The 25979-nt window shown below is 74.1% G+C and carries 21 protein-coding genes; 16 read left to right on the top strand and 5 right to left on the bottom strand.

What is annotated here, in order from left to right; all coding sequences use genetic code 11:
• Positions 1-14: 14 nt before the first annotated feature.
• Positions 15-659, bottom strand: a complete 645-nt coding sequence (locus tag ACWDR0_RS22280) for a hypothetical protein (RefSeq protein ID WP_456353473.1) — start codon at positions 657-659, stop codon at positions 15-17.
• A 332-nt stretch (positions 660-991) separates the two neighbouring features.
• On the opposite strand from ACWDR0_RS22280, the gene recN reads away from it, so the two are divergent.
• From recN to ACWDR0_RS22265, 3 genes are all read left to right on the top strand, one after another.
• Positions 992-2734 carry a DNA repair protein RecN gene (recN, locus tag ACWDR0_RS22275; protein ID WP_456353472.1) on the top strand — a complete coding sequence of 581 codons (1743 nt, stop codon included), beginning with the start codon at positions 992-994 and terminating at the stop codon, positions 2732-2734.
• Positions 2731-3495 carry a hypothetical protein gene (locus ACWDR0_RS22270; protein ID WP_456353471.1) on the top strand — a complete coding sequence of 255 codons (765 nt, stop codon included), beginning with the start codon at positions 2731-2733 and terminating at the stop codon, positions 3493-3495. Before recN ends, ACWDR0_RS22270 begins: the two co-directional genes overlap by 4 nt.
• Before the next feature lie 78 nt (positions 3496-3573).
• Positions 3574-4653, top strand: a complete 1080-nt coding sequence (locus ACWDR0_RS22265) for a glycosyltransferase family 4 protein (protein ID WP_456353470.1) — start codon at positions 3574-3576, stop codon at positions 4651-4653.
• Between the two features lie 522 nt (positions 4654-5175).
• On the opposite strand, the gene ACWDR0_RS22260 is transcribed toward ACWDR0_RS22265, so the two are convergent.
• Together ACWDR0_RS22260 and ACWDR0_RS22255 are read right to left on the bottom strand one after the other, a co-directional pair.
• Positions 5176-6804 carry a PucR family transcriptional regulator gene (locus ACWDR0_RS22260; protein WP_456353469.1) on the bottom strand — a complete coding sequence of 543 codons (1629 nt, stop codon included), beginning with the start codon at positions 6802-6804 and terminating at the stop codon, positions 5176-5178.
• Between the two features lie 13 nt (positions 6805-6817).
• Positions 6818-8626 (bottom strand): glycoside hydrolase family 15 protein, encoded by a 1809-nt coding sequence (locus tag ACWDR0_RS22255; RefSeq protein ID WP_456353486.1) that lies wholly within the window; start codon positions 8624-8626, stop codon positions 6818-6820.
• A gap of 562 nt (positions 8627-9188) precedes the next feature.
• Between ACWDR0_RS22255 and ACWDR0_RS22250 the strand changes: the two genes are divergently transcribed.
• The 13 genes from ACWDR0_RS22250 to ACWDR0_RS22190 all read left to right on the top strand — a co-directional run bounded on the left by ACWDR0_RS22250 (position 9189) and on the right by ACWDR0_RS22190 (position 24654).
• A complete protein-coding gene (locus ACWDR0_RS22250; protein ID WP_456353485.1) occupies positions 9189-10838 on the top strand; it encodes a CTP synthase in 1650 nt (549 codons plus the stop codon).
• 81 nt (positions 10839-10919) lie between these two features.
• Positions 10920-11576, top strand: a complete 657-nt coding sequence (locus tag ACWDR0_RS22245) for an NUDIX domain-containing protein (RefSeq protein ID WP_456353468.1) — start codon at positions 10920-10922, stop codon at positions 11574-11576.
• 266 nt (positions 11577-11842) lie between these two features.
• Complete coding sequence (locus tag ACWDR0_RS22240; RefSeq protein ID WP_456353467.1) at positions 11843-14035, top strand: tetratricopeptide repeat protein; 2193 nt, start codon at positions 11843-11845, stop codon at positions 14033-14035.
• A gap of 144 nt (positions 14036-14179) precedes the next feature.
• Complete coding sequence (gene ald / locus ACWDR0_RS22235; RefSeq protein WP_456353484.1) at positions 14180-15295, top strand: alanine dehydrogenase; 1116 nt, start codon at positions 14180-14182, stop codon at positions 15293-15295.
• Positions 15296-15894: 599 nt separating this feature from the next.
• Positions 15895-16938, top strand: coding sequence for a ParA family protein (locus tag ACWDR0_RS22230; RefSeq protein WP_237547993.1), 1044 nt, complete (start codon positions 15895-15897; stop codon positions 16936-16938).
• Positions 16935-17492, top strand: coding sequence for a hypothetical protein (locus tag ACWDR0_RS22225; RefSeq protein WP_456353483.1), 558 nt, complete (start codon positions 16935-16937; stop codon positions 17490-17492). The genes ACWDR0_RS22230 and ACWDR0_RS22225 overlap by 4 nt, the downstream gene beginning before the upstream one ends.
• Before the next feature lie 48 nt (positions 17493-17540).
• Entirely contained in the window at positions 17541-18713 is a 1173-nt protein-coding gene (locus ACWDR0_RS22220; RefSeq protein WP_456353466.1) for a segregation and condensation protein A, read from the top strand.
• Complete coding sequence (gene scpB / locus ACWDR0_RS22215; protein WP_456353465.1) at positions 18710-19369, top strand: SMC-Scp complex subunit ScpB; 660 nt, start codon at positions 18710-18712, stop codon at positions 19367-19369. Before ACWDR0_RS22220 ends, scpB begins: the two co-directional genes overlap by 4 nt.
• The gene (locus ACWDR0_RS22210; RefSeq protein ID WP_456353464.1) at positions 19369-20517 is read left to right on the top strand and encodes a pseudouridine synthase; all 1149 of its coding nucleotides are present in this window, start codon (positions 19369-19371) and stop codon (positions 20515-20517) included. Before scpB ends, ACWDR0_RS22210 begins: the two co-directional genes overlap by 1 nt.
• A gap of 335 nt (positions 20518-20852) precedes the next feature.
• Positions 20853-21983: an AAA family ATPase gene (locus tag ACWDR0_RS22205; protein ID WP_456353463.1), complete on the top strand. Its 1131-nt coding sequence runs from the start codon at positions 20853-20855 to the stop codon at positions 21981-21983.
• Positions 21983-22732 carry an NUDIX hydrolase gene (locus ACWDR0_RS22200; protein WP_456353462.1) on the top strand — a complete coding sequence of 250 codons (750 nt, stop codon included), beginning with the start codon at positions 21983-21985 and terminating at the stop codon, positions 22730-22732. The genes ACWDR0_RS22205 and ACWDR0_RS22200 overlap by 1 nt, the downstream gene beginning before the upstream one ends.
• Positions 22729-23790: an ADP-ribosylglycohydrolase family protein gene (locus tag ACWDR0_RS22195; protein ID WP_456353461.1), complete on the top strand. Its 1062-nt coding sequence runs from the start codon at positions 22729-22731 to the stop codon at positions 23788-23790. Before ACWDR0_RS22200 ends, ACWDR0_RS22195 begins: the two co-directional genes overlap by 4 nt.
• A 114-nt stretch (positions 23791-23904) precedes the next feature.
• On the top strand, positions 23905-24654 hold the full coding sequence (locus ACWDR0_RS22190) for a nucleotidyltransferase domain-containing protein (RefSeq protein WP_456353460.1): 750 nt from the start codon (positions 23905-23907) through the stop codon (positions 24652-24654).
• Here the strand turns inward: ACWDR0_RS22190 and ACWDR0_RS22185 are convergent.
• A complete protein-coding gene (locus ACWDR0_RS22185) occupies positions 24601-25335 on the bottom strand; it encodes a nucleotidyltransferase domain-containing protein (protein WP_456353459.1) in 735 nt (244 codons plus the stop codon). The two genes, ACWDR0_RS22190 and ACWDR0_RS22185, sit on opposite strands and share 54 nt — an antisense overlap.
• A 44-nt stretch (positions 25336-25379) precedes the next feature.
• On the bottom strand, positions 25380-25847 hold the full coding sequence (locus ACWDR0_RS22180; protein ID WP_456353458.1) for a Rieske (2Fe-2S) protein: 468 nt from the start codon (positions 25845-25847) through the stop codon (positions 25380-25382).
• Positions 25848-25979 lie beyond the last annotated feature (132 nt).

Here is a 25979-nt window from a genome sequence, read left to right as displayed (position 1 = left end):
AAGGAGGGGCCGACTCAGATACCCGTGCCGCCCACCAGCATCCCGACGGACACCGCCAGCATGACCAGCCCGAGTACGACGGCGAAGCCCGCGAAGGACTCCCTGGGGCCGGTGACCGAGGCGAGGGCGGGGTCGTCCCGGTCGTAGACGACAAGGGTGAACCCGGGGAGCCTCTCCTTCTCCCAGACGATCCGGAGGGAGACCACGCCTTCGAACTCCCGCCCGTCGGCCGTTGTGAAGTCGAGCACGGGGAAGTACTGCTTGTCGTAGCGGGCCGAGTGGTAGCCGGTGATGCGGCCCCCGACCGTGATGCCGTTCCGGCGCAGCCGCCGCAGATAGCGGGGCCGCCGGGGGCGGCTGCGCGCCGGTATCCCCATGCCGATGATCCAGCATCCGAGCGGGGCGATCCAGAGGGACTGGAAGGTGAGCACGGCGGCCGCCCAGGGAGTCTCCGCCCGGAGTGTCACCGTCAGGACGGCCGCGAACCAGACCAGCCAGGCCGCGCCGCACAGGATCCGGGTCCGGTCGGCCGACTGACGTATCCGGTCCAGCCGCGACGGCCGCACGACCACCGTGACCAGGACCTCCGCCGCGTCCACCACCGGGGCCGCGGCCACCGCCCCGGCCACTCCCGCCCGGAACGCCTCGGCGGCATGCACGTTCTCCGCCGGCAGGAAGAGGAACGGTGGAGTGTCTTCCGGAAGGGGTACGCCGGGGCGGAAGCGGAGTGTGACCCCCGGCCGGGGACCCGGCCCGCCCGTCTCCGCCGTCCGGATCGCCGCCGCCGGGATCCGCCAGGTAGTCCGCCCGTGTACGAATGTCAGAGCGAGGCCGTGGAGACGCGCCGACGCTCCCGAAGACGCGATCACCAGTTCCGGTGAAGTGTTTTCCGGCATCTGCGGAGCATAAGGGCGTACGGGCCCGGTAGTACCAGGTGATGAGGGGGATATCCGCACGGGGTCCGCGTCGCGCGCGGCCCGGGAAACCTCGTATGGTCGTGTCCGTGTTGGAGGAGATGAGGATACGGTCCCTCGGGGTCATCGACGACGCCGTCGTCGAGCTGTCCCCCGGGTTCACCGCGGTGACCGGCGAGACCGGAGCTGGCAAGACCATGGTCGTCACCAGCCTGGGGCTGCTGCTCGGCGGGCGTGCCGACCCCGCGCTGGTACGGATCGGCGCGAAGTCGGCCGTCGTCGAGGGGCGGATCGCGGTCGGCGCGGACGCCTCCGCCGCCCGGCGGGCCGAGGAGGCCGGCGCCGAACTGGAGGACGGCTCCCTGCTGATCAGCCGGACCGTTTCCGCGGAGGGCCGTTCCCGGGCCCACCTCGGCGGCCGCTCGGTGCCCGTAGGACTGCTGTCGGAGCTGGCGGACGAGCTCGTCGCCGTCCACGGCCAGACCGACCAGCAGGGCCTGCTGCGGCCCGCCCGGCAGCGGGCGGCGCTCGACCGGTACGCGGGTGCCGCCGTGTCGGGGCCGCTGGCCGACTACACCGCCGCCTACCGCGGGCTGCGGGCGCTCACGGCCGAACTGGACGAGCTGACCACCCGGGCCCGGGAGCGGGCCCAGGAGGCCGATCTGCTCCGCTTCGGACTGAACGAGATCGCGGGTGTCGAACCCCGCCCCGGCGAGGACACCGAACTCGCCGCCGAGGCGGAGCGGCTCCGGCACGCCGAGGCGCTCGCCTCCGCCGCGTCCGCGGCGCACGCCGCCCTCGCGGGCATCCCCGAGGACCCCGAGGGCGTCGACGCGACGACCCTCGTCGCGGGCGCCGGCCGGGCGCTCGACGCCGTACGCGCCCACGATCCCGCCCTCGCCGCCCTCGCCGACCGCATGGGCGAGATCTCCATCCTGCTCTCCGACGTCTCCGGGGAACTCGCCGGATACGCGGACCGGCTGGAGGCCGACCCGCTGCGGCTCGCGGCCGTCGAGGAGCGCCGGGCCGTGCTCACCGGGCTCACCCGCAAGTACGGCGAGGACATCGCGGCCGTCGTCGACTGGGCCGAGGCGGGCGCCGTCCGGCTCACCGAACTCGACGGCGACGACGACCGCATCGGCGAACTCACCGCCGAACGCGACGCGCTCCGTGCCGAACTCGGCGGGCTCGCCCGGCGGCTCACCGCCGCCAGGACCGAGGCCGCCGACCGGTTCGCCGCCGCCGTCACCGAGGAGCTGGCGTCCCTGGCGATGCCGCACGCCCGGGTCTCCTTCGCCGTCGGACAGCAGGACGACCCGGACGGTGTCGAGATCGACGGCCGGACCGTCGCCTGCGGCCCGTACGGCGTCGACGAGGTCGAACTGCTGCTGGCCCCGCACCCCGGGGCCCCGCCGCGGCCCATCGCCAAGGGCGCCTCCGGTGGTGAACTCTCCCGGGTGATGCTCGCCGTCGAGGTCGTCTTCGCGGGCACCGACCCGGTCCCCACCTACCTCTTCGACGAGGTCGACGCGGGCGTCGGCGGCAAGGCGGCCGTCGAGATCGGCCGCCGCCTCGCCAAGCTCGCCCGGTCCGCGCAGGTCGTCGTGGTCACCCATCTGCCCCAGGTGGCCGCCTTCGCCGACCGGCAGCTCCTCGTCGAGAAGACCAACGACGGCTCCGTCACCCGCAGCGGTGTGACCGTCCTGGAAGGCGAGGACCGGGTACGCGAACTCTCCCGGATGCTGGCCGGCCAGGAGGACTCCAGCACCGCCCGCGCCCACGCCGAGGAGCTGCTCGCGGCCGCCCGGAGCGACGGATGAGGGCCCGGGCGTTCGGGACCGCCTTCGTGGTCGGGGCCGGGGTGTACGCGGCGCTGCGCCGCGGCGGCCCGGCCGCGCCCGGCGGTCTCGGCGCCCGCTTCCGCCGCGAGAACCGCTACGGGCGGGCCGTCACCCTCTTCGCCGGTCCCGCCGTCGCCGCCGGGGCCGCCGCCGGGAGCGGCGGCATCACCGCGGTCACCGTTCTCGCGGCCGCCGCCTGCGGCGCCTTCGACGACCATGCCGCCGCGGGCGACCCCCGCCGCGGCTTCCGGGCCCATCTGGGCGCGCTGCGCGACGGCGAACTCACCGGCGGCGGTGTGAAACTCCTGGGCATCGGGGCCGCCGGGCTCGCCGCGGGCTGTCTCCTCAAGGAGCGCCCGGCCGACCGGGTCCTCGCCGGAGTGGTGATCGCCGGTACCGCGCATCTGGTCAATCTGGTCGACACGGCCCCCGGCCGGGCCGTTCTGACGGTCCTCGGCGTCGGCGCGCCCGGACTGCTGCGCGGCGGCACCGCGGGCGCCCGTACCGCGGCGGCGATGGGCGCGGCGGCCTCCGTCGCGGTCGCCGACCTCACCGAGGAGACCATGCTCGGCGACACCGGAGCGCATGCCCTGGGTGCGGCGCTCGGTACCGCGATCGTGGCCGCCAACGGGCGGGCCGGGCTCGTTCTGCATGCGGCGGGCGTCGTCGCGGCGGCCGTCTACGGGGACCGGACCGGTACGGCCGCCGCGGCCGGGAGCCCCGCCGCCTCACCCGTGTGAGTGACATACGGGTACGGGGGTAGCGGCCCCGTACATGCACATTGCCGTAACGGCCGTACGGGCTGGCATCCTTGGCGGGTGACACAGTTGCGTACGGTCCAGGTACTGGGCGGCGGCAGCGCGGGGAGCGGAGCGCACGTCCGGTCACTGGCCTCGGGGCTGGTCGCGCGGGGCGTGCGGGTGACCGTCTGCGCCCCGGCGGGACTGGAACACGACTACGACTTTCCCGGCGCCGGTGCCGACTTCGCGCCCGTCCCGCGGCGCGGTGACCCCCTCTCCGTCGCCGCGCTCCGATCGGTGTGCCGGGGCGCCGACCTGGTGCACGCGCACGGGCTGCACGCCGGGGCACGCGCCGCGGCGGCGCTCCGCGGGCTGCGGGTCCCGCTCGTCGTCACCTGGCACACCCGGGCGGCCCGGTCCGGGGGCGCCCGGGGCAGCGCGGCGGGACTGCTGGAGCGCCGGGCCGCTCGGGCGGCCACCGTCCTCCTCGGCACCTGCTCCGAACTTGTCGACCGGGCCCGCGGCCGGGGCGCCCGCGATGCCCGGCTGGCGCCCGTCGCCGTACCGCTGCCGGCCTTGCGCACCGGGGACGAGATCCTCACACCCGACAAGGCCCGGGCCGAACTCGGCGCCGTCGGACGGCCCCTGGTGATGTCCGTGGGGCCCCTGCTGCCCCGGCAGGGGTACGACGTCCTCCTCGACGCGGCGGCCCGGCTGCGGGAGCCCGGAGCGCTGGTGCTGATCGCGGGCGAGGGGCGGGAGCGCGGCGCCCTCCAGCGGCGTATCGACACCGAACAGCTGCCGGTCCGGCTGCTGGGGCACCGGGACGGCATCGGCGACCTGCTGTGCGCCGCGGATGTCGCCGTGCTGCCCAGCCGCTGGGAGGCCCGGCCGGTGCTCGCCCAGGAGGCGCTGCGGCGCGGGATCCCGCTGGTCGCCACGGCCGTCGGGGGCGTCCCGGAACTCGTCGGCGACGCGGCGCGCCTGGTGCCGTACGGCGACCCCGGGGCCCTCGCGGACGCGCTGCGCGAGCTGCTCACCGACCCCGCCGGGCGGGCCGGCCTGGCCCGGGCGGGGCGGGCCCAGGCGGCGACCTGGCAGACGGAGGACGACACGGTGGCGCACGTCCTGAGCATCTACGACGAACTCACCGCCTAGGCCTCCCGCCGGGCCGCGGACTCCCAAGGCCCTTGCCCCTTGAGGCCTCTCCGGGTGCGTGCCCCGGGAGCCCGTCGGGCGCGTCGAGCCCAAGGCCCCGTGGCCCGGGCTCTCCACGGGGCCGCGTTCCCCCGTGGGCCGCGGGATTTCCGTAGAGCGCCGTTCCCCTCTCGGGGCAGCGGGCGACCGCCGTACCGGAGGGGTGTTTCTTCCGACTGCGGAGCGTCGTGGCTTGTCGCGCAGTTCCCCGCGCCCCTTCTTGCTCGTACCCGCCCCGGATTCGTACCCGCCTTGGGGGCTGCCATTTCCTGTGGGGTGCGCGCAAGGCCTTTAGGGGCGCGGGGAACTGCGCGAACAGCCCACGACGGGCTCGCGGTCGGCGAACACGCCCCTAAGAGCACGGCCCTTCCCCGAGGGGAACGCGCCCCGGCCGGGCCCAGGGCCCCGCAAGGCACGGCCCTTCCCCGAGGGAAACGCGCCCTCGCCCGGGGGCGGCGCGCCCCGGAGTCCCGGAAGACCCCGTCAGGGAAGGTGGCGGCGGGCGCGGAGGGCCAGGCTCAGGGTGAGGACCGACTGGGGGTCGTCCAGGTCCGTGCCCAGCAGGTCCGAGATCCGGGCCAGGCGGTTGTACAGGGTCTGGCGGTTCAGGTGCAGTTCCCGCGCCGTCTCCGCCTTGCGGCCCGCGTGCGAGAGGTACGTCTCCAGGGTCGGCAGCAACGGCGGGCGGGCCGTCGCGTCATGGGCGGTCAGCGGGCCCAGCGCGCGGTCCACGAACGCCACCAGGTCCGGATCGTCCCGCAGCCGCCACAGCAGCAGTTCGATATCGAGGCGGCGCGCGTCGTACCAGGGCCGGTCGGTCAGCCCCTGCGCGGCGGTCGCGGTCTCCGCGGCGTGCCGCAGGCTCGCGGGGACCGCGCTCCAGCCGCCCGCCCGGCCCACCACCACGACCGGTGGCCGGGCGCCCGCCCGGTCCGCCCCGGCGCGGGCCGTACCGGCCCGCAGCGCCGCGGCGACCCGGTCGGCGACCGGCTCCCGTTCCTCGTCGGAGCGGAGCCCCAGCAGCAGCGGGACCCGGCCTTCCACGGGGCGTACCCCCAGCAGGACGGGCACCCCGACCGCCGACAGCTCCTCCAGGACGGCGTGCGCCAGCGGCGCCCAGGTGCCGCCGGCGGGGGAGAGCCGCATCACGACCGGCAACAGGGGGCCCGGCCCCGGGCGGAAACCGAGGACCTTCGCCTGGGCGGGCGCGTCCGCGGCCGCGATCCGGCCCTCGGCGAGATCGGTGAGGAAGTCGCCCCGGCCCCGGGCGGCCAGCTCCTCCTCCTGGCGGGCCTGCATCAGGGCGACCGCCAGCAGCCCGGCGGCCCGCTCGGCCGCCATGCGGTGGACCGTGTGCGGCGGGCCGCCGACCGCGGGCAGCACCAGCCGGGCCCGGACCGAGGGGCTGCCCTGGCCGCCGCCGGGGACATCGACGAGGACCGTGCCCGCGGGCGGGGAGAGCCGGGTCTCCCGGGGGCCGCGCAGTCCCTCCCAGACCTGGAGCGGATCGGCCGCGGCGTCGGCGGCGCCCGGCCCGGCCGCGTACAGCAGCTCGCCGTCGGCGGTCTCCAGGAAGACCGGCCGGGCCGCGAAGTCGGCGAGGATCCGCAGCACCCGGGGGATCCCGCCGCCGCCGAGCAGGGCCTCCGTACAGCGGCGGTGGACCTCGTCGGCGCGGCGCAGCAGCGTGTAGTGCCCGTTGACGATCTCGGTGTGGATCTCCTCGGTCACCGAGACGAAGGGCACCTCGCGGTGGAGCTGCACCAGCGGCAGGCCGCTGGAGCGGGCGGTGTCGACGATCGCCGACGGCAGCCTGCTGAACCGCGGCCCCAGCTCCACCACGAGCGCGGCGATGCCGCGTTCGGCGAGCTGCCGGACGAAGGCGCGCTGCTCGACGGGTCTGGTGCCCAGGCCCAGACCCGTCGTCAGCAGCAGCTCGCCGCCCTTGAGCAGCGAGGCGATGTTCGGTACCTCGCCCGCGTGGACCCAGCGCACGGTGCGGTTCAGCTTCTCGGCCCCGGTGACGACCTCCGGGAGGCCGGACCGCAGTCCGGGCAGGTCGAGGGCCCGGCGGACGGTGATCCCGCCCTGGGCCTCTCCGCGGATTTCCACGGTGGTGCCGTTCCTATCCGCCGTAGGCGCCGGAGGCGGTGAGCCGGAGCGCCGTGTCGATCAGCGGGACATGGCTGAAGGCCTGCGGGAAGTTCCCGACCTGGCGGCCGTTCTTGGAGTCCCACTCCTCGGCGAGGAGCCCGAGGTCGTTGCGGAGGGCCAGCAGCTTCTCGAAGAGCTTCCGGGCCTCGTCGACCCGGCCGATCATGGCCAGGTCGTCGGCGAGCCAGAAGGAGCAGGCGAGGAACGCGCCCTCGTCGCCCTCCAGACCGTCGACTCCGGCGTCCTCGCCGGCCGTCGGGTAGCGGAGGACGAAGCCGTCCTCGGTGGACAGCTCGCGCTGGATGGCCTCGATGGTGCCGATGACCCGCTTGTCGTCCGGCGGCAGGAAGCCCATCTGGGGGATGAGCAGCAGGGAGGCGTCCAGCTCCTTGGAGCCGTAGGACTGGGTGAAGGTGTTGCGCTCCCGGTCGTAGCCCTTTTCGCAGACGTCCCGGTGGATGTCGTCGCGCATCTGCCGCCAGCGCTCCAGCGGTCCGTCGACGTCGCCCGCCTCGATCAGCTTGATGGTGCGGTCGACCGCGACCCACGCCATGACCTTGGAGTGGACGAAGTGGCGGCGGGGCCCGCGGACCTCCCAGATGCCCTCGTCCGGCTCCATCCAGTGCTTCTCCAGGTACTCGATCAGCTTGAGCTGGAGGAGGGAGGCGTAGTCGTTGCGGGCCAGGCCGGTCATATGGGCCAGGTGCAGGGCCTCGGTGACCTCGCCGTAGACATCGAGCTGGAGCTGGTGGGCGGCGCCGTTGCCGACGCGTACGGGGGTGGAGTTCTCGTACCCCGGCAGCCAGTCCAGCTCCGCCTCGCCCAGCTCCCGCTCGCCCGCGATGCCGTACATGATCTGGAGGTTCTCCGGGTCTCCGGCGACGGCCCGCAGCAGCCACTCGCGCCAGGCGCGGGCCTCCTCGCGGTAGCCGGTGCGGAGCAGGGAGGAGAGGGTGATCGCGGCGTCGCGGAGCCAGGTGTAGCGGTAGTCCCAGTTCCGTACGCCGCCGATCTCCTCCGGCAGGGAGGTGGTGGGCGCGGCGACGATACCGCCGGTGGGGGCGTAGGTGAGGGCCTTCAGGGTGATCAGCGAACGGATCACGGCCTCGCGGTAGGGGCCGTGGTACGTACAGTGCTCGACCCACTCGCGCCAGAACTCTGCGGTGGCCTCCAGCGCGGTCTCCGGCTCGGGGAGCGCGGGCGGCCGGTGGTGGGAGGGCTGCCAGGAGATGGTGAAGGCGATCCGCTCGCCGGGGCCGACGGTGAAGTCGGAGTAGGTGGTGAGGTCCTTGCCGTAGGTGTCGGTGGGGGAGTCGAACCAGACCGAGTCGGGGCCGGCCACGGCGACCGTACGGCCGTCGACCTTGTGGACCCAGGGCACGATCCGCCCGTAGGAGAACCGCATCCGCAGGGCGGAGCGCATCGGCACCCGGCCGCTGACGCCCTCCACGATCCGGATGAGCTGGGGGGCGCCGTCGCGGGGCGGCATGAAGTCCGTCACCCGGACCGTGCCGCGCGGGGTGTCCCACTCGGACTCCAGGATCAGGGAGTCCCCCTGGTAGCGGCGGCGGTCGGCGGCCGGGGGCTCGGCGCCGGCGGCGGGGACGGGCCCCAGCCTCCAGAAACCGTGCTCCTCGGTGCCGAGCAGTCCCGCGAAGACGGCATGCGAGTCGAAGCGGGGAAGGCACAGCCAGTCCGCTGTGCCGTCCCGGCAGACCAGGGCGGCGGTCTGCATGTCTCCGATGAGTGCGTAATCCTCGATGCGCCCGGCCACGTGCATCTCCAGTCGAACGGCCACGTCCGCCCCGTAGGGCGCTTGCTGTGGTCGGGGCCGCGTACACCACCGGGACGGGGCCGGGACGAGCTGCGGAAACACGGCTGTGAACCGTCCCGACGCCATCGTCGCCACCCTGCTCCGATGCGCTTCGCGCGCCCCTCGGCATCGCTCAGAAGAGCGAGTGTCCGAGCAGGATACGACGCGACACAGCCATCCGCGTGGCGCTCTCGACAACGTGAGTCATCCGAACGAGTGAGCCATGGGTGAACCGCTGGTGAGGGGTGGTGTCAGCGAGGTGTAAGAGGTGAGACAGGGGTGGCGGGACGGCCGGGACAGGGGCGCCGGGGACGGGTCCGGGGGAGAGGAGAGAGGGAAGGGAGCGCGCGTGGCCGGAAGCGGTCTCCCCCTGTCGCTGATACCCTGGTACCCCGTGGACCGGTGGCAGGCCTGTCGAGAACAGGCACCCCGAAACCGCAGCGACGGCACCCCCCGAACCCCTTCCGGGCCTCGGTACGGGCCGCCGGTACGCACCTCACCTCGCGACCACGGGAGCCCCCTCTTGGCGATGCCGCCCAACACCATGACGACCAAGCACATCTTCGTCACCGGGGGTGTCGCCTCCTCCCTCGGAAAGGGCCTGACGGCCTCCAGCCTGGGTGCGCTGCTCAAGGCCCGTGGACTGCGGGTCACGATGCAGAAGCTCGACCCCTATCTGAACGTCGACCCCGGCACGATGAACCCCTTCCAGCACGGCGAGGTGTTCGTCACCAACGACGGCGCCGAGACCGACCTGGACATCGGCCACTACGAGCGCTTCCTCGACGTCGACCTCGACGGCTCGGCCAACGTCACCACCGGCCAGGTGTACTCGCAGGTCATCGCCAGGGAGCGGCGCGGCGAGTACCTGGGCGACACCGTGCAGGTCATCCCGCACATCACCAACGAGATCAAGAGCCGGATCCGGCGGATGGCGACCGACGACGTCGACGTCGTCATCACCGAGGTCGGCGGCACGGTCGGCGACATCGAGTCGCTGCCGTTCCTGGAGACCGTCCGCCAGGTCCGCCACGAGGTCGGCCGGGACAACGTCTTCGTCGTCCATATCTCGCTGCTGCCCTACATCGGCCCGTCCGGCGAGCTGAAGACCAAGCCCACCCAGCACTCGGTCGCCGCGCTGCGCAGCATCGGCATCCAGCCCGACGCGATCGTGCTCCGCGCCGACCGGGAGGTGCCGACCGCCATCAAGCGGAAGATCTCCCTGATGTGCGACGTCGACGAGGCCGCGGTGGTGGCCGCGATCGACGCCAAGTCGATCTACGACATCCCGAAGGTGCTGCACACCGAGGGTCTCGACGCCTATGTGGTGCGCAAGCTCGACCTGCCGTTCCGCGATGTCGACTGGTCGACCTGGGACGATCTGCTGGACCGCGTCCACAACCCGGCCCACGAGGTCACCGTCGCCCTGGTCGGCAAGTACATCGACCTGCCCGACGCCTATCTCTCGGTGACCGAGGCGCTGCGCGCCGGCGGCTTCGCCAACCGGGCCCGGGTGAAGGTCAAGTGGGTCACCTCCGACGACTGCAAGACCCCGGCCGGGGCGAAGAAGCAGCTGGAGGACGTGGACGCGATCTGCATCCCCGGCGGCTTCGGCGACCGCGGTGTCAGCGGCAAGGTCGGCGCCATCCAGTACGCCCGGGAGAACCGCGTCCCGCTGCTGGGCCTCTGCCTCGGCCTCCAGTGCATCGTGATCGAGGCGGCCCGTAATCTCGCCGCGATTCCCGAGGCCAACTCCACCGAGTTCGACGCCGCCACCGCCCACCCGGTGATCTCCACCATGGAGGAGCAGCTGGCGTACGTGGAGGGCGCGGGCGACCTGGGCGGCACCATGCGGCTCGGGCTCTACCCGGCGAAGCTGGCCGAGGGCTCCATCGTCCGCGAGGTCTACGGCGACCAGCCGTACGTGGAGGAGCGCCACCGCCACCGCTACGAGGTGAACAACGCCTACCGCGCCGAGCTGGAGAAGAAGGCCGGCATCGTGTTCTCCGGCACCAGCCCGGACAACCGTCTCGTCGAGTACGTCGAGTACCCGCGCGATGTGCACCCCTACCTGGTCGCCACCCAGGCGCACCCGGAGCTGCGGTCCCGGCCGACCCGGCCGCACCCCCTCTTCGCGGGCCTGGTGAAGGCCGCCGTCGAGCGCAAGTCCGGCGCCTGACGATCAAGGCATTACGGTGGACCGGGGTACGGGCCCGAGAGGCGGCCCGTACCCCGATCGACTTTCTGCGGGAGGGCCGGGATGAGTGAGGAAGCGACCGGGACGGCGGCCGGTGCCGTCGTGGACACGCCGGAGGAGTGGCGGGTCACGGCGACGGCCACCCCGTTCCGGGGCAACAAGACCAGCGTGCGCACCGACGAGGTGGTGATGCCCGACGGCTCGGTGGTCCGCCGCGACTACCAGGTCCACCCGGGCTCGGTGGCGGTGCTCGCCCTGGACGCCGAGGACCGGGTGGTGGTGCTGCGCCAGTACCGCCACCCCGTACGGCAGAAGCTGTGGGAGATCCCGGCCGGGCTGCTGGACGTGCCGGGGGAGAACCCGCTGCACGCGGCGCAGCGCGAGCTGTACGAGGAGGCCCACGTCAAGGCCGGGGACTGGCGGGTGCTCACGGACGTGTACACCACTCCCGGCGGCTGCGACGAGGCGGTGCGGATCTTCCTCGCCCGTGATCTCGCGACGGCCGAGGGGCAGCGGTACGACGTCTCCGAGGAGGAGGCGGACATTGAGCTGGCCCGGGTGCCGCTGACCGAGCTGGTCCGCGGGGTGCTCGCCGGTGAGCTGCACAACAACTGCCTCGTGGTGGGAGTGCTGTCGGCGGTCGCGGCCCGGGCCGGGGAGGGCTTCGACGCGCTGCGTCCGGCCGGGGCGCCCTGGCCCGCCCGCCCCTTCGAGGCGTAGCAGCCGCACGGCCCGGGACCGGCTCCGGCCGGATTCCCGGGCCTGCGGCACGTCCGGACCCCGCCGCCGGGTTCCCCCGCCGGAACGCTCCACCAACGGAGTCATTCATCATCCAGTCTGATGATCCGTCGATATTACTGATCCGATCAGGTGATATATCGGGGCTGCGGGCACCGGATCGTCGCAGAGAGTGAACTACGCTCGGAACGCCCGTGCGGATTCCCTGCGGGCTCGGCGAGTGCACGGACTGGACGGGAGCGTGGCCCGTGACGGATCAGGCGACGGATCAGGCGGTGGGCCCGGTCGGCCCGACCGGAGCGTCCCAGGGATCCGGAGGGCTCTTCTCCGGCCGCCAGCGGGAGCTGAAGACCCTGCTGGCCGATGTGGAGCGGGCCGGACTCGACACCATCGCGGGCCGCTCGGCGCCCCGCGCCCGGGTCCTGCTGATCGCCGGACGACCCGGCTCCGGACGGACCGCGCTGGCCGCCCGGCTCGTGGACGGGCTCGCCGCGCGGTACCCCGGCGGAGTGCTGCGGGCCGCCCTCACCGAACCGGGCGGCCGCGCGGTCCCCACCGAGGAGACCGCCCGGGAGCTGCTCGACGCCCTCGGGGTGCCGTCGCCCCCCGGGGCCGACGGCGACGAACTCTCCCAGCTGCTCCGCGAGAGCCTCGCCGGGCGCCGGGTCCTGCTGCTGCTCGACGACGCCGCCGACGCGGAACAGGTCGACGCGCTGCTGCCGGACGACCCCGAATGCCTGCTGGTGGCCGTCGGCTCCGGCCCGCTGACCGGAATCCCCGGGGTGCGGCCCTGCACGGTCGGCGGCCTCGACCCCAAGGCGGCCATCGAACTGCTCACCGCCTTCACCGGCTCCGTCCGGATCACCGTCGACCCGCAGGCCGCGGAATCCGTCGCCGAGGAGTGCGCCGGACAGCCCGCGGCGCTGGTCATGGTCGGCGGCTGGCTGGCCGCCCGGCCCCAGATCTCCGTCGCGGACGCGCTCCGGCAGCTCCGGGCCCTGCCCGAGGACGACGAGGTCCCGCAGGCGCTGCGCCCGGTGTCCCGGGCGTTCCGGCTGGTGCACGGATCGCTGCCGCCGGGCGCCGCCCGGCTGCTGCGGCTGCTGCCGCTGGCCCCCGCCGGGATCGTCGACCCGCACACCGCGTCGGCGCTCGGGGGCTGCTCGCCCGAAGAGGCCCACCGCGCGCTGGAAGGCTGTGTCGCCCTGGGGGTGCTGCACCGGCGGGGCGACGGACAGTACGGCGTCCCGGGCGCGCTGGTCCCGCTGATGCGAGCGCTCTCCGACGAGCACGACAAACCGGCCGAGGTCCAGCTCGCCAGGGCCCGGATGCTGGAGCGCGCGGTCCGGCAGCTCCAGTCGTGCCGGGCGGCGACCGAACCCGAGGACTCGCCCGCCCGCACCGCCGTGGAGTCCCTGCCGCGCGCCCTCCGCTTCCCCGACGCCCCCGCCGCGGCCGGCTGGCTGCGGATCCGCCGCCCCGGGCTGCTGGCCGCGGCCCGGCTGGCGGTCGGCGACGGCGAGCTGGACACCCTGGCCAGACGGCTGGTCGCGGCCCTGGTCCGGGCCCTGGCCGCGCACCGGGGCACCGAGGCGGCGGCCCCCGATCTCTACGGTCTGCATCAGCTCGTCCTCGATGTGGCCGAGCGCCGGGGGCTGCACCGGGAGGCCGCGGCCGCCCTGCTGAACCTCGGCGATCTGGACGCCAGGACCGGCCGTACCGAGGACGCCCTCGCCCGCTACCGGGCCGCGCTGGACGCCGGTCGGGCCGCCGACGACCCGTATGCCATCAGCCGCGCGATGGAATCCGTAGGCGGTGCCTGGCAGGAGCTGGACGACTGGCAGCGGGCCGCCGACTGGTACGGCCGGGCGCTGGCCCGGCGGCAGACCCGGGGGGAGCGGGCGGACGAGGCCCGTCTCTACGGACGCCTGGGCACCGCCCACACCTACGCCGGACGGTACGGGGAGGCCCTGCGCTGCTGGCGTGCCGCGGTCGCCGGGCACCGGCGGCTGGGCGATCTGCCGGCCCAGGCCCGGGCGCTGAGCGAGGCGGCCCGGGTGCAGGAGTACGCGGGGCGGCCCGAGGAGTCGCTCCGGACCTGCCGGGAGGCGGTCGAATGGGCGCGGCAGGCCGGTGACGTACGGCTCCAGGCCGCCCTGCGGCTGCGGCTGGCCGACACCCTGGACCGGCTGGGCGACCCGGCGGCCGCCCGGCTGCAGCGGTCCGGCGCCGAACGGCTGCTGGAGACGGTGGACGACCCCACCGGGGAATCCGCGGCGCCCGAGGCTGCGCGGCCTCAGGGGTCTCAGAGGCGGCCTCAGGGGCCGGAGGCCGGTCCCGGGGCGGGAGAGGCTGCCGCGGCGGTGGCCGCGGCGGGCGCCACCGAAGGCAACAAGGCGGGTTCTGCCTACGAAATCCGTAGTGGCGCCAGACGAGAATAAAGGTTTGCAAGGCTAGACAGCGGGAAACCCTTCATTAATACTGGCTCCATCGCGTTATCTCGCGGTGTGTACCCCTGCGCCCCGTGCATCCGGGTTCACTGGCATTTACCCTCCTTTTCCCCTGAGCCAAGGACCGTGATCGACGTGAAGGTCGGCATCCCCCGCGAGGTCAAGAACAACGAGTTCCGGGTGGCGATCACCCCCGCCGGCGTGCACGAGCTGGTGCGCAACGGCCACCAGGTCTTCATCGAGCAGAACGCCGGTGCCGGCTCCTCCATCACCGACGAGGAGTTCGCCGCCGCGGGTGCCGCGATCCTGCCGACCGCCGACGAGGTCTGGGCCACCGCCGACCTGCTGCTCAAGGTCAAGGAGCCGGTCGCCGAGGAGTACCACCGCCTCCGCAAGGACCAGACCCTCTTCACGTACCTCCACCTGGCCGCCTCCCGCGAGTGCACCGACGCGCTGCTGGAGTCCGGCACCACGGCCATCGCCTACGAGACGGTCGAGACCGCCAACCGCCAGCTGCCGCTGCTCGCCCCGATGTCCGAGGTGGCCGGCCGGCTGGCCCCGCAGGTCGGCGCCTACCACCTGATGCGTTCGGCCGGCGGCCGCGGTGTGCTGCCGGGCGGCGTCCCGGGCACCCACGCGGGCCGCGCGGTCGTCATCGGCGGCGGCGTCTCCGGCTGGAACGCCACCCAGATCGCCGTCGGCATGGGCTTCCACGTCACCCTGCTCGACCGCGACATCAACAAGCTCCGCGAGGCCGACAAGGTCTTCGGCACCAGGGTGCAGACCGTCGTCTCCAACGCCTACGAGCTGGAGAAGGCCGTCGTCGAGGCCGACCTGGTCATCGGTGCCGTCCTCATCCCGGGCGCCAAGGCCCCGAAGCTGGTCACCAACGAGCTGGTCGCCAAGATGAAGCCCGGAAGTGTCCTTGTCGACATCGCCATCGACCAGGGCGGCTGCTTCGAGGACTCCCGGCCGACCACTCACGCCGAGCCGACCTTCCCGGTCCACAACTCGGTCTTCTACTGCGTCGCCAACATGCCGGGCGCCGTCCCCAACACCTCGACGTACGCCCTCACCAACGCGACGCTGCCGTACATCGTCGAACTGGCCAACCGCGGCTGGGCCGACGCGCTGCGCCGTGACCCCGCTCTCGCGCTCGGCCTCAACACCCATGACGGACAGGTCGTCTACGGCCCCGTCGCCGAGGCGCACGGACTGCCGCACACCGAGCTGAGCACGCTCATCGGCTGACCTCCCGCCCCGCCGCCGGGAACCCCGCGGACCCCCGGCACGCCCGCCGGGACACGGGTTCCGGCGGGTCAACGGAGGCCGTCAACTTCGCACCCCCGGCCGGACCTTGCCCAGCGAGGTCCGGCCGGCGGCGTCCGGGGCCGCGCCGCCGGGCGGCGGTCCGGCACGAGGTCGTTCAACGCGGCACCAACGCCGCTCGTCAGCGGACGCGGCTCTTCCGAAACCAGTGGGACGGATCACACTCCGGTGGCCGTGCGCTCTTGACACCGCGGTGTTCGGTTGCCGACACATCGGGCCGGGTCCGGTGGATTGTGTTGCTGCGGAGCGGTGACACGCCATAGAGTCGCCAACCGTCGGCATGATGCCACGCTGACCTATCGATAAAGCCAGATGAAGCCCCGACCGCGGCCGAGGAGGTAAGACGACTTGTGAATGAGTCGACATTTACTCCCGGGGGCGGTTACTCGGGAACGCCTTCGACGCTCCCGGCCCCGCCCTCCGGGCGGGAGACTGTCGGCTTCGCCGGAACCTCCGGCACCGCCGGTCCCGTCGCTGCGCGGACCGCCACGGCACACCGCGGCGCCCCGCACACCACGCACATGACGACAGCCCACACGATGACGATGACGGACGGCCTACACGTGAACGCCACGGCAGGCGACGAGAGTGGCCGAGAGTCCACGCACTTCGCCGCCTACGAGGAACTCCCCGAGGGGCACTTCTACGACCCCGACGCCGAATACGAGCCCGACCCCGAGTACGCGGCGACCCTCGCGCCGGACGCGGCGCGCCAGCGCCGCGAGCGGATCGGCCCCACCGGCCGCCCGCTGCCGTACTTCCCGATCCCGGGCCCGCTGACCGACCACGGCCCCGCGAAGATCATCGCGATGTGCAACCAGAAGGGCGGCGTCGGCAAGACCACGTCGACCATCAATCTGGGCGCCGCACTCGCGGAGTACGGACGGCGCGTGCTGCTCGTCGACTTCGACCCCCAGGGCGCCCTCTCGGTCGGCCTCGGCGTCAACCCGATGGAGCTGGACCTGACGGTCTACAACCTGCTCATGGAGCGGGGCATGTCGGCCGACGAGGTGCTGCTGAAGACGGCCGTGCCCAATATGGACCTGCTGCCGAGCAACATCGACCTGTCGGCCGCGGAAGTGCAGTTGGTGAGCGAGGTCGCCCGGGAGTCCACGCTCCAGCGGGCGCTGAAGCCGCTGCTGCCCGACTACGACTACATCGTGATCGACTGTCAGCCGTCCCTCGGTCTGCTCACCGTGAACGCGCTGACCGCGGCGCACAAGGTGATCGTCCCGCTGGAGTGCGAGTTCTTCGCGCTGCGCGGTGTCGCCCTGCTGACCGAGACCATCGAGAAGGTCCAGGAGCGGCTCAACCCCGAACTGGAACTGGACGGCATCCTCGCCACGATGTACGACTCGCGGACCGTGCACAGCCGTGAGGTGCTCGCGCGGGTGGTCGAGGCGTTCGACGACCACGTCTACCACACCGTCATCGGGCGGACGGTCCGCTTCCCGGAGACCACGGTCGCCGGTGAGCCGATCACCACCTACGCGTCGAACTCCGTCGGCGCCGCCGCCTACCGCCAGTTGGCCAGGGAGGTGCTCGCCCGGTGTCACGCCGAGTGAGTCTGCCCGGAGCCGACGAACTGTTCCGTACGACGGGGGGCACGGCCCTCCAGCCGTCCTCGCCGCGGCGCGCGGCGAACGGCGAACCGAGGGTTCCCGCGCCCGCGGGCGAGAGCGACCCGCTGGACACCGCGCTCGCCCCGGCCCCGTCGCAGGAGCATGCGACGGCCGGGGCGGAGGCGGGCCCGGAGGGGCGCAGCCGGGCCGAGGAGCCCGATACGCCCGTCCCCGGGGTGTCGGGCCGGGCCCGGCGTTCCCAGGCCGCCCAGGAGGCTCCTGGAGGCGCCGCCGGTGCCGCCGCGGCGCCCCGGCGGCGGGGCAGGGCCGCTAACCGCCGGCCCAGCGGCCGTGAGCGCCACGACGAGAAGATCACCGTCTATGTCTCCGCCGAGGAACTGATGGACCTCGAACACGCGCGGCTGGTGCTGCGCGGCGAGCACGGTCTGGCCGTCGACCGCGGCCGGATCGTCCGTGAGGCCGTCGCCGTGGTCCTGGCCGACCTCGAACAACGCGGCGAGGCGAGCATCCTCGTCCGCCGTCTGCGCGGCCGCTGACGGTAGCCTCGCGCTGCCCCGCACGTGTCCCACCCTCCTGGACCGCCCATGCCCCCGGCCCCTCCGCAGCCCCGCCGCCCGTCCCGCCGCCCCCTGGGCGGGGGCCCGGGCGCGCCACCGCCTCCGGCGGACCGCGCGGGGGAGCAGCTCCCCGATACGGCCGCGGCTCCCCCGGCCCCCGCCCGGGATGCGCACGAACCCGTGCCGGGCATCGCTGCGGATCCCGGCGCACCGCCGGCGGGCCCCGCGGAGCCCGCCCGTGCGGTCCGGGAGCCGGACACCGCACCGCCGCGGGGATCCGGCGGCCCCGAAGCCCCGCCGGAGGCGGAGCCCCCGGCGGACGGGCGGTTCACGGTCCGGCTCACCAACTTCGAGGGCCCCTTCGATCTGCTGCTCCAGCTGATCTCCCGACACAAGCTGGATGTCACCGAGGTCGCGCTGTCGAAGGTCACCGACGAGTTCATGGCCCATATCCGGGGCATGGGCGACGACTGGGACCTCGACCAGACGACCGAGTTCCTGGTGGTCGCCGCGACCCTGCTGGACCTCAAGGCCGCCCGGCTGCTGCCCGCCGCCGAAGTGGAGGACGAGGCGGACCTCGCCCTGCTGGAGGCGCGGGACCTGCTGTTCGCGCGGCTGCTCCAGTACCGGGCGTACAAACGGATCGCGGACATCTTCAGCGAGCGGCTGGCGGCGGAGGCGCTGCGCTACCCGAGGACCGTGGGCCTGGAGGAGCGCTACGCCGAACTGCTGCCCGACGTGGTGATCAGCATCGGTCCCGAGGGCTTCGCGAAGCTGGCGGTGAAGGCGATGCAGCCCAGACCGCGGCCGCAGGTGTACGTCGACCATATCCACGCGCCGCTGGTGAGCGTGCGGGAGCAGGGCGAATACGTGGTGGCCCTGCTGCGGGAGCGCGGCGAGGCGAGCTTCCGGGAGCTGACCCGCGACACCGGGGACACCCTGACGGTCGTGGCGCGCTTCCTCGCCCTGCTGGAGCTGTACCGCGACAAGGCGGTCGCGCTGGAGCAGGCGGAGGCGCTCGGCGAGCTGCTGGTCCGCTGGACGGGCGGCGACGCGGCCGCGGCGGTCACCGACGAGTTCGACCGGCCCGCGGAGGCCGCGGGCACCACGAACCGCGCGAGCACCACGAACGCCACGAGCACCACGAACGCGAGCGCCGCGGACCGGCGGTCCGGCACCGAGAAGGAGGTCACGGAGTGAACGACGGCGAGAGGGGCGCCGGGTCCGCCGCGGACCTGGCCCTCAGGCCCGCCCTGGAGGCCGTGCTGATGGTGGTCGACGAACCGGTCGCCGAGGAGCATCTGGCCAGGGTGCTGGAGCGGCCCCGCCGGGCGGTGGCCGACACCCTGCGGGAGCTGGCCGACGAGTACACCGCGCAGGGCCGCGGCTTCGAGCTGCGCCGGGTTGCGGGCGGCTGGCGGTTCTCCACCCGGGCCGACTGCGCGCCCGCCGTCGAGCGCTTCGTCCTCGACGGCCAGCACGCCCGGCTCACCCAGGCGGCCCTGGAGACCCTGGCGGTAGTCGCGTACCGCCAGCCGGTCAGCCGTTCCCGGGTCTCCGCGGTGCGCGGGGTGAACTGTGACGGCGTGATGCGGACCCTGCTCCAGCGGGGTCTGGTCGAGGAGGCGGGCACGGAACCCGAAACAGGTGCGATCCTGTACGGGACGACGAACTACTTCCTGGAGCGGATGGGCCTGCGCGGCCTGGACGAGCTGCCGGAGCTGGCGCCCTTCCTCCCCGAGGCCGAGGCGATCGAGGCCGAGACGCAGGAGGGCGTGCCGTCGTTCGATCCGGACGCTCCGGAACCGGACACGCCATCCGTGCCGGACGAAGATGACAAGACGACGGAAACGTGATGCGAAGCAGCGGCAGCGGCAGGAACAGCAGCGGTAGGACCGGCGGCAGCGGTAAGAGCGGCGGCAGCGGGAGGACCGGCGGCAGCGGCAGGACCGGCGGGCGCGGTGACTACCGCGGCGCGGGCGGCGGCCGCGACGACAACCAGAAGCGCGCGGGCAGGCCCCGTCCCGAAGAGCGCCGCTACGACGTCGGCGGTTCCGGCGGCGGTGCCGGTTCGGGCGAGGGGCCGAAGAAGGGCCGCGGCAGCACGGCGCGCGGCGGCGCCAAGGGCGGCCCCCGGCAGTCCCCGAAGCAGGACCCCCGCGCGGGCCGGAGCGGGCCCGCCCGCTCCCGCGAGTACGACGCCAGGACCGAGGAGCGCAACCGCGAGCGGTACGCCGACAAGCCGCAGGTCAAGACCCCGAAGACGTTCCCCGGCGCCGAGCAGGAGGGCGAGCGGCTCCAGAAGGTGCTGGCCCGGGCCGGTATGGGCTCCCGGCGGGCCTGCGAGGAGCTGATCGAGCAGGCCAGGGTCGAGGTCAACGGGAAGATCGTCGTCGAGCAGGGTCTCCGCGTCGACCCGCAGAAGGACGAGATCAAGGTCGACGGGCTGACCGTGGCCACCCAGTCGTACCTGTTCTTCGCGCTGAACAAGCCGGCCGGCGTGGTCTCCACCATGGAGGACCCCGACGGCCGCCAGTGCCTCGGCGACTACGTGACCAACCGGGAGACCCGGCTGTTCCACGTCGGCCGGCTGGACACCGAGACCGAGGGCATCATCCTGCTCACCAACCACGGCGAGCTGGCCCACCGGCTGACCCACCCCCGCTACGGCGTGAAGAAGACCTATCTGGCCGCCATCCAGGGCCCCCTCCCGCGCGAGCTGGGCAAGCGGCTCAAGGACGGCATCCCGCTGGAGGACGGCTACGCCCGCGCCGACCACTTCCGGGTCGTCGAGAACACCGGGAAGAACTACCTCGTCGAGGTCACCCTGCACGAGGGGCGCAAGCACATCGTCCGCCGGATGCTCGCCGAGGCCGGCTTCCCGGTCGACAAGCTGGTCCGTACGGCCTTCGGCCCGATCGCCCTGGGCGACCAGAAGTCGGGCTGGCTGCGGCGCCTGACCAACACCGAGGTCGGGATGCTGATGAACGAGGTGGGGCTGTAGCCCCCCGGAGAAAAGAGCACCCCCGGGCACGGCCCGGTGACGGAGGGGCCCGCGGCGCACGGCGCGCCGCGGGCCCCTCCGGCGTTTCCCGCCCCGGAAGCCTTGTGCCGTCTGCCCGCCGCCGTTTATAGTCAGGATGACTATAAAGAACAACGGGGGCTCATGGACGTACGGACGGTGGTGTACGGAGCAGGTGTACGGCAGCGCCGGGCGGCAGCACGCCCGGCCGGCCCGGACACCGCACCGGGACCGCCGCCGTACGCCCGGCCTCCGGCACTCCGTCCGAACGGGCCCGTCCCGGCCGCGCACCGGCCCCGGCCCGTGGAGGTGACCGTATGAGGCGCTACCGGCACGGACTGGTCCCCGGCAGGTTCTATCCGCCGCACGCCGGACACCACCATCTCGTCGCGACCGCCGCCGACCGCTGCGAGCGGCTGACCGTCCTGGTCCGCGCCGCCGCCGCGGAGTCCGTACCGCTCACCGACCGGGTGGCCTGGCTGCGGGAGGTCCACCCGGACCCCGGAATCCGGATCGTCGGCACCGTCGGCGACCCCGCGCGGCCCGCCCCGGACCGCCCGCCGCGGGACGCCTCCGGTGCGGCCGCCCTGCGCGCCGCCGTACCGGACTGCGGGACCGTCGACGCGGTCTTCACCTCCGGGGCGTACGGCGGTGAACTGGCCCGCCGTCTCGCCGCCGACCCGGTCAGCGTCGACCCGGACCGCAGCCTGTTCCCCGTCTCCGGAGCCGCGGTACGCGCCGACCCGGCCGCCCACTGGGACTATCTGCGGCCGCCGGTGCGCGCCGCGCTCACCCGCCGGGTCGTCGTCCTGGGCGCCGAGTCCACCGGCACCACCACCCTCTCGCGCGATCTGGCCGACCACTACCGGGCCCGCGGCGGACTGTGGGCACGGACCCGCTGGGTGCCCGAGTACGACCGGGAGTTCAGCGAACGGAAACTGGCCCGGCTCCGGCTGGAGCGGCCCGGCGCCGACTGGTCCGAGGTGGCCTTCGCCTCCGAGGAGTTCCCGCTGATCGCCCGCCGCCAGGCCGAACTGGAGGACGAGGCCGCCCGCCGCGGCTCGCCCCTGCTGATCTGCGACACCGACGCCTTCGCCACCACCGTCCGGCACGAGCTGCGCCTCGGCCGCCCCAGCTCGGCCGTGGCCGGGATCGCCGCCCGCAGCCGCCGTCAGCACCTCTGGCTGCTCACCGACCACGAGGACGTGCCCTACGAGGACGACGGACTCCGCGACGGCGAACGCCTCCGCCCCTGGGCGACCCGCCGGCTCGCCGCCGAACTGTCCCGCACCGGGCGGCGCACGGTCCGTCTCACCGGCTCCCGCACCGAGCGGCTCGCCACCGCCGTCGCCGCCGTCGACACCCTGCTCGCCGAGGGCTGGCACTTCGCCGACCCGCCGGCGGCCGCCTTCCGCACCCCCGTACCCGACCTCACGGAGCACCGCTGATGCCCCCCGCCGCCGACGGCGCCGCCCCCGACCCCGGCTACGACCCGTACGCCTTCCCGCCCTTCGCGGTCACCGTCGACCTCGCCGTCTTCACCGTCCGCGACTCCGCGCTGAACGTGCTGCTCGTGGAGCGCGGCGAAGCCCCCTACCGGGGCGACTGGGCCCTGCCCGGCGGTTTCGTGCGGCCCGGCGAATCCGCCGCACAGGCCGCCCGGCGGGAGCTGGCCGAGGAGACCGGGCTCTCCGCCGGGACCGTCCACGGCCTCCACCTCGAACAGCTCCGCACCTACAGCGACCCGGACCGCGACCCGAGGATGCGGGTGGTCTCCGTCGCCCACACCGCGCTGCTGCCCGATCTGCCCGAGCCCCGCGGCGGCGGCGACGCGGCCGCCGCCCGCTGGACCCCCTGCGCGGAGGTCACCCGGCTCGCCTTCGACCACGACCGGATCCTGGCCGACGCCTGCGACCGGATCCGCGCCAAATTCGAGTACACCGGCCTGGCCACCAGCTTCTGCCCGGCCGCCTTCACCCTCGGGGAGCTCCAGCAGGTCTACGAGACCGTCTGGGGCACCCCCCTCGACCGGCCCAACTTCCGGCGCAAGGTGCTCGCCACCCCCGGCTTCGTCGAGCCGGCCGAGGGCCCTCCCCGCCGCACCGGCGGCCGGGGCAAACCCGCCGCCCTCTACCGCGCGGGCACCGCCGCCACCCTCCATCCGCCCCTCCTGCGCCCGGAAGGACGCCAGCCATGACCACCCTCGGGACCACCCAGGCCGCCCCGCACCGCACTCCGCACCGGGCCCGCATCCGCCAGGCCGCCACCGGCTCGCTGATCGGACTCGCCCTCGGGGACGCCCTCGGCTTCCCCACGGAGTTCAACGACGTACCGCAGATCCTCGCCAAGTGCGGGCCCTGGCGCGAGATGCCGCTGCCCCGCCCGGCGTACGTCACCGACGACACCCAGATGGCCCTCGCCGTCGCCCGGGCCCTGCGCACCGCCATGGACCGGGGCGTCCTCGACGCGGCCCGGCTGGTGCCGCCGCTGCGGGCCGAGTTCACCGCCTGGTACCACTCGCCGGACAACAACCGCGCCCCCGGCCGCACCTGCCTGGACGCCTGCCGCCGTCTCGACGACCCCGGGCTGCGCTGGCAGCTCGCCGGAGCCGTCGATTCCAAGGGCTGCGGGGCCAATATGCGGGTCACCCCCATCGGGCTCGTCCCCGGCCTCAGCACCGAACAGCGCGCGGGCGCCGCCCAGCTCCAGGCCGCTCTCACCCACGCCCACCCCACCGCCCTGGCGGCCGCCGACCTCACCGCCCACGCCGTCCATCTGCTGGCCCGCGGCACCGAACCCCTGGGCCTGGTCGGCATGCTCCGCTCGTACGCCTACGAGAACCGCTCCCGCTACCACGACCGCTGGCTGGGCGACCTGTGGCAGCGCGCCGGGGACCCCACCCCCCAGGCGTACATCGCCCGCGGCTGGGACGAGTGCCAGGAGATCCTGCGGCGGCTCGCCGAAGTCCTGCCCGGCGCCGGACCGGCCGACGACCCCTGCCTGACCACCGGCGACGGCTGGATCGCCGAAGAGGCGCTGGCCACCGCCCTCCAGTGCTTCCTGCTCTTCCCCGAGGAGCCCCTCACCGCCCTGCGCCGCGCCGCCTGCACCCGCGGCGACTCCGACTCGATCGCCGCCCTCACCGGCGCCTTCGCCGGGGCCCACCTCGGCGCCGCGGCCTGGCCCAGCGCCTGGGCGGACCATGTCGAACACCGGGGCGACCTGATGACCCTGGGCGCCCTCTGGGACGCCTGAGACTCCCGGGCCGGGTTCGGGGGCCGGGCGGCCCCCCGGGCCCGCCCGGGCCCGCCCGGGGGAGCCCCGCGACCCGCCCGCCGGACCCCGGCGGGCGCCTGCGATGCTTCCGCCGTGGACCTCGAACAGTTCGATCTCGCCCCCGTCGTCGCCGACCAGCCCGACCCGCTTCTCTTCGCCACCGTCTCCGGCGCCCATCTCTACGGATTCCCGTCCCGCGACTCGGACGTGGACCTGCGCGGGGTGCATCTGCTGCCGGTGGCCGAGCTGATCGGGCTGGGCGAGCCGGACGAGACCCGGACCCGGATGTGGGTACGGGACGGAGTGGAACTGGACCTGGTCACCCACGACCTGCTCAAGTTCGTCCGGCTGATGCTCCGCCCCAACGGCTATGTCCTGGAGCAGCTGCTCTCCCCGCTGGTGGTCGGCACCTCCGCCGTCCACGCCGAGCTGACCGCCCTCGCGCCCGGCGTACTGACCGGCCGCCACGCCCACCACTACCGCGGCTTCGCCAAGACCCAGTGGGGGCTCTGGGAGAAGACCGGCGAGCTGAAGCCGCTGCTGTACACCTTCCGGGCCCTGCTCACCGGAATCCATCTGATGCGGAGCGGCCGGGTGCTGGCGAATCTGCCCGAACTGCTGGCGGAGGTCCCGGCCCCCGCCTTCCTGCCCGAGCTGATCGCCGCCAAGGCGGAGGCCGAGCACGGGACGGGCACCGGGCTGGTCCCGGACTCGGCCGCCGCCGACATCGCCGCGCTCCACGCCGTACTGGACGCCGCGCAGGCCGGCACGCACCTGCCGGAGGCCCCCTCAGCCCGCGACGCCCTCGCCGATCTGGTCGTACGGGTCAGGCTCCAGGGCTGAGGCCCGGCGGGTCCGGGCCAGGAAATCCGCCACCCGGGCCCGGTCCGGGGCGTCCGGCAGCGGGGTACGGCCGAGCGCCTCGTCCGCCTCCGCGACCAGCCCGGCCAGCCGGGATTCCACCCGCGGCCAGGGCACCTCGCCCCGCTTCACCGCCAGCAGCGCCTCCCGCTCCCCGCCGACGTCGAGCACCAGCTCACCGGTGCGGAGCAGATCCCGGCAGCTCAGCAGCAGGCGCAGCAGATGCATCGCCGGTTTCCAGCGCGGCTCCCGGCCCGGCCGCAGACTCGCGGCGAGCTTGCGGTGCTGATCCTGCGCGTACCCGACGAACGTCCGGTGGACCTCCCGGGACAGAAAGGCGCCGCGCAGTGCCACCAGCTCCCGGCCGGTGGCGTCGATCCGCTCCACCAGCGGCGAGTGCAGCACCTCCAGAATGTTCGGATTGGCCCGCAGACCCAGCTCGCAGAACCGTTCCAGCTCCCAGGAGAACTGCTCCGGCAGCGGCCCCTCCACATGCGTCGGGGGCTTCTCGAACCGCCAGAACAGCGGAGTGGGGGCGAGAAAGACGCCCCGGCGGTCGGTATCGCTCTCCCCGGTCGCCAGCCCGAAGGCCCGCGACCCCATCACACAGGAGTAGACCGTGTGGTCGCGGACGAGCTGCTCGGGGGTCGGGCCGGGGCGCATGGCGGCCAGAGTAGGCCGTCGCCCCGGCCGTCCCGGGCCCGGGGTCAGGGGAGCAGCACGGCGTCCCCGGTGACGGTGATGGTGGCGGGCGGCAGCGGGCGGAGTGCCGGACCCCGGGCCACCGATCCGTCCGCGATCCGGAACCGGCTGTCGTGGCAGGGGCAGTCGATCGTGCCGTCGGCGACCTTGTCCACCAGACAGCCCTGATGCGTGCAGACCGCCGAGAAGGCCCGGAACTCCCCGGCCGTCGGCTGGACCACCACCACCTTCTCGGCGGCGAACACCTTGCCCCCGCCGACCGGGATGTCCGGCTTCTTCGCCAGCTCCCTGCCGATGGACGGGCTCGCGGGCGGGGCCGCCGTCGCGGAGCCCGTCGCCGGACCGCTCGCCGCGGGCGTCCGGGCGGGCTCGGACGCCCCGCCGTTCCCGCCGTCCCCGCCGGAGCACCCCGCGGCCAGGCCCGCCGCCGCCGTCGCCCCCGCCACCAGCACCGTCCGCCGCCCAGTCCCCATCGCCGTACTCCCTCGAACGCGCCGCCGCCCGGCACCCGGCCGGGCACCGCGCGGCGGCATTCTGCCACCGCGGACCCCGTCCGGCGCCGGACACGCCGCACCGCACCGGTACGGCCGTCTCGCCCACCGGCC

This window comes from Streptomyces sp. NPDC003691, from assembly GCF_053981115.1.
Note: the sequence above shows the minus strand (reverse complement) of the source record. Positions and strands in the feature narration are given on the sequence as shown.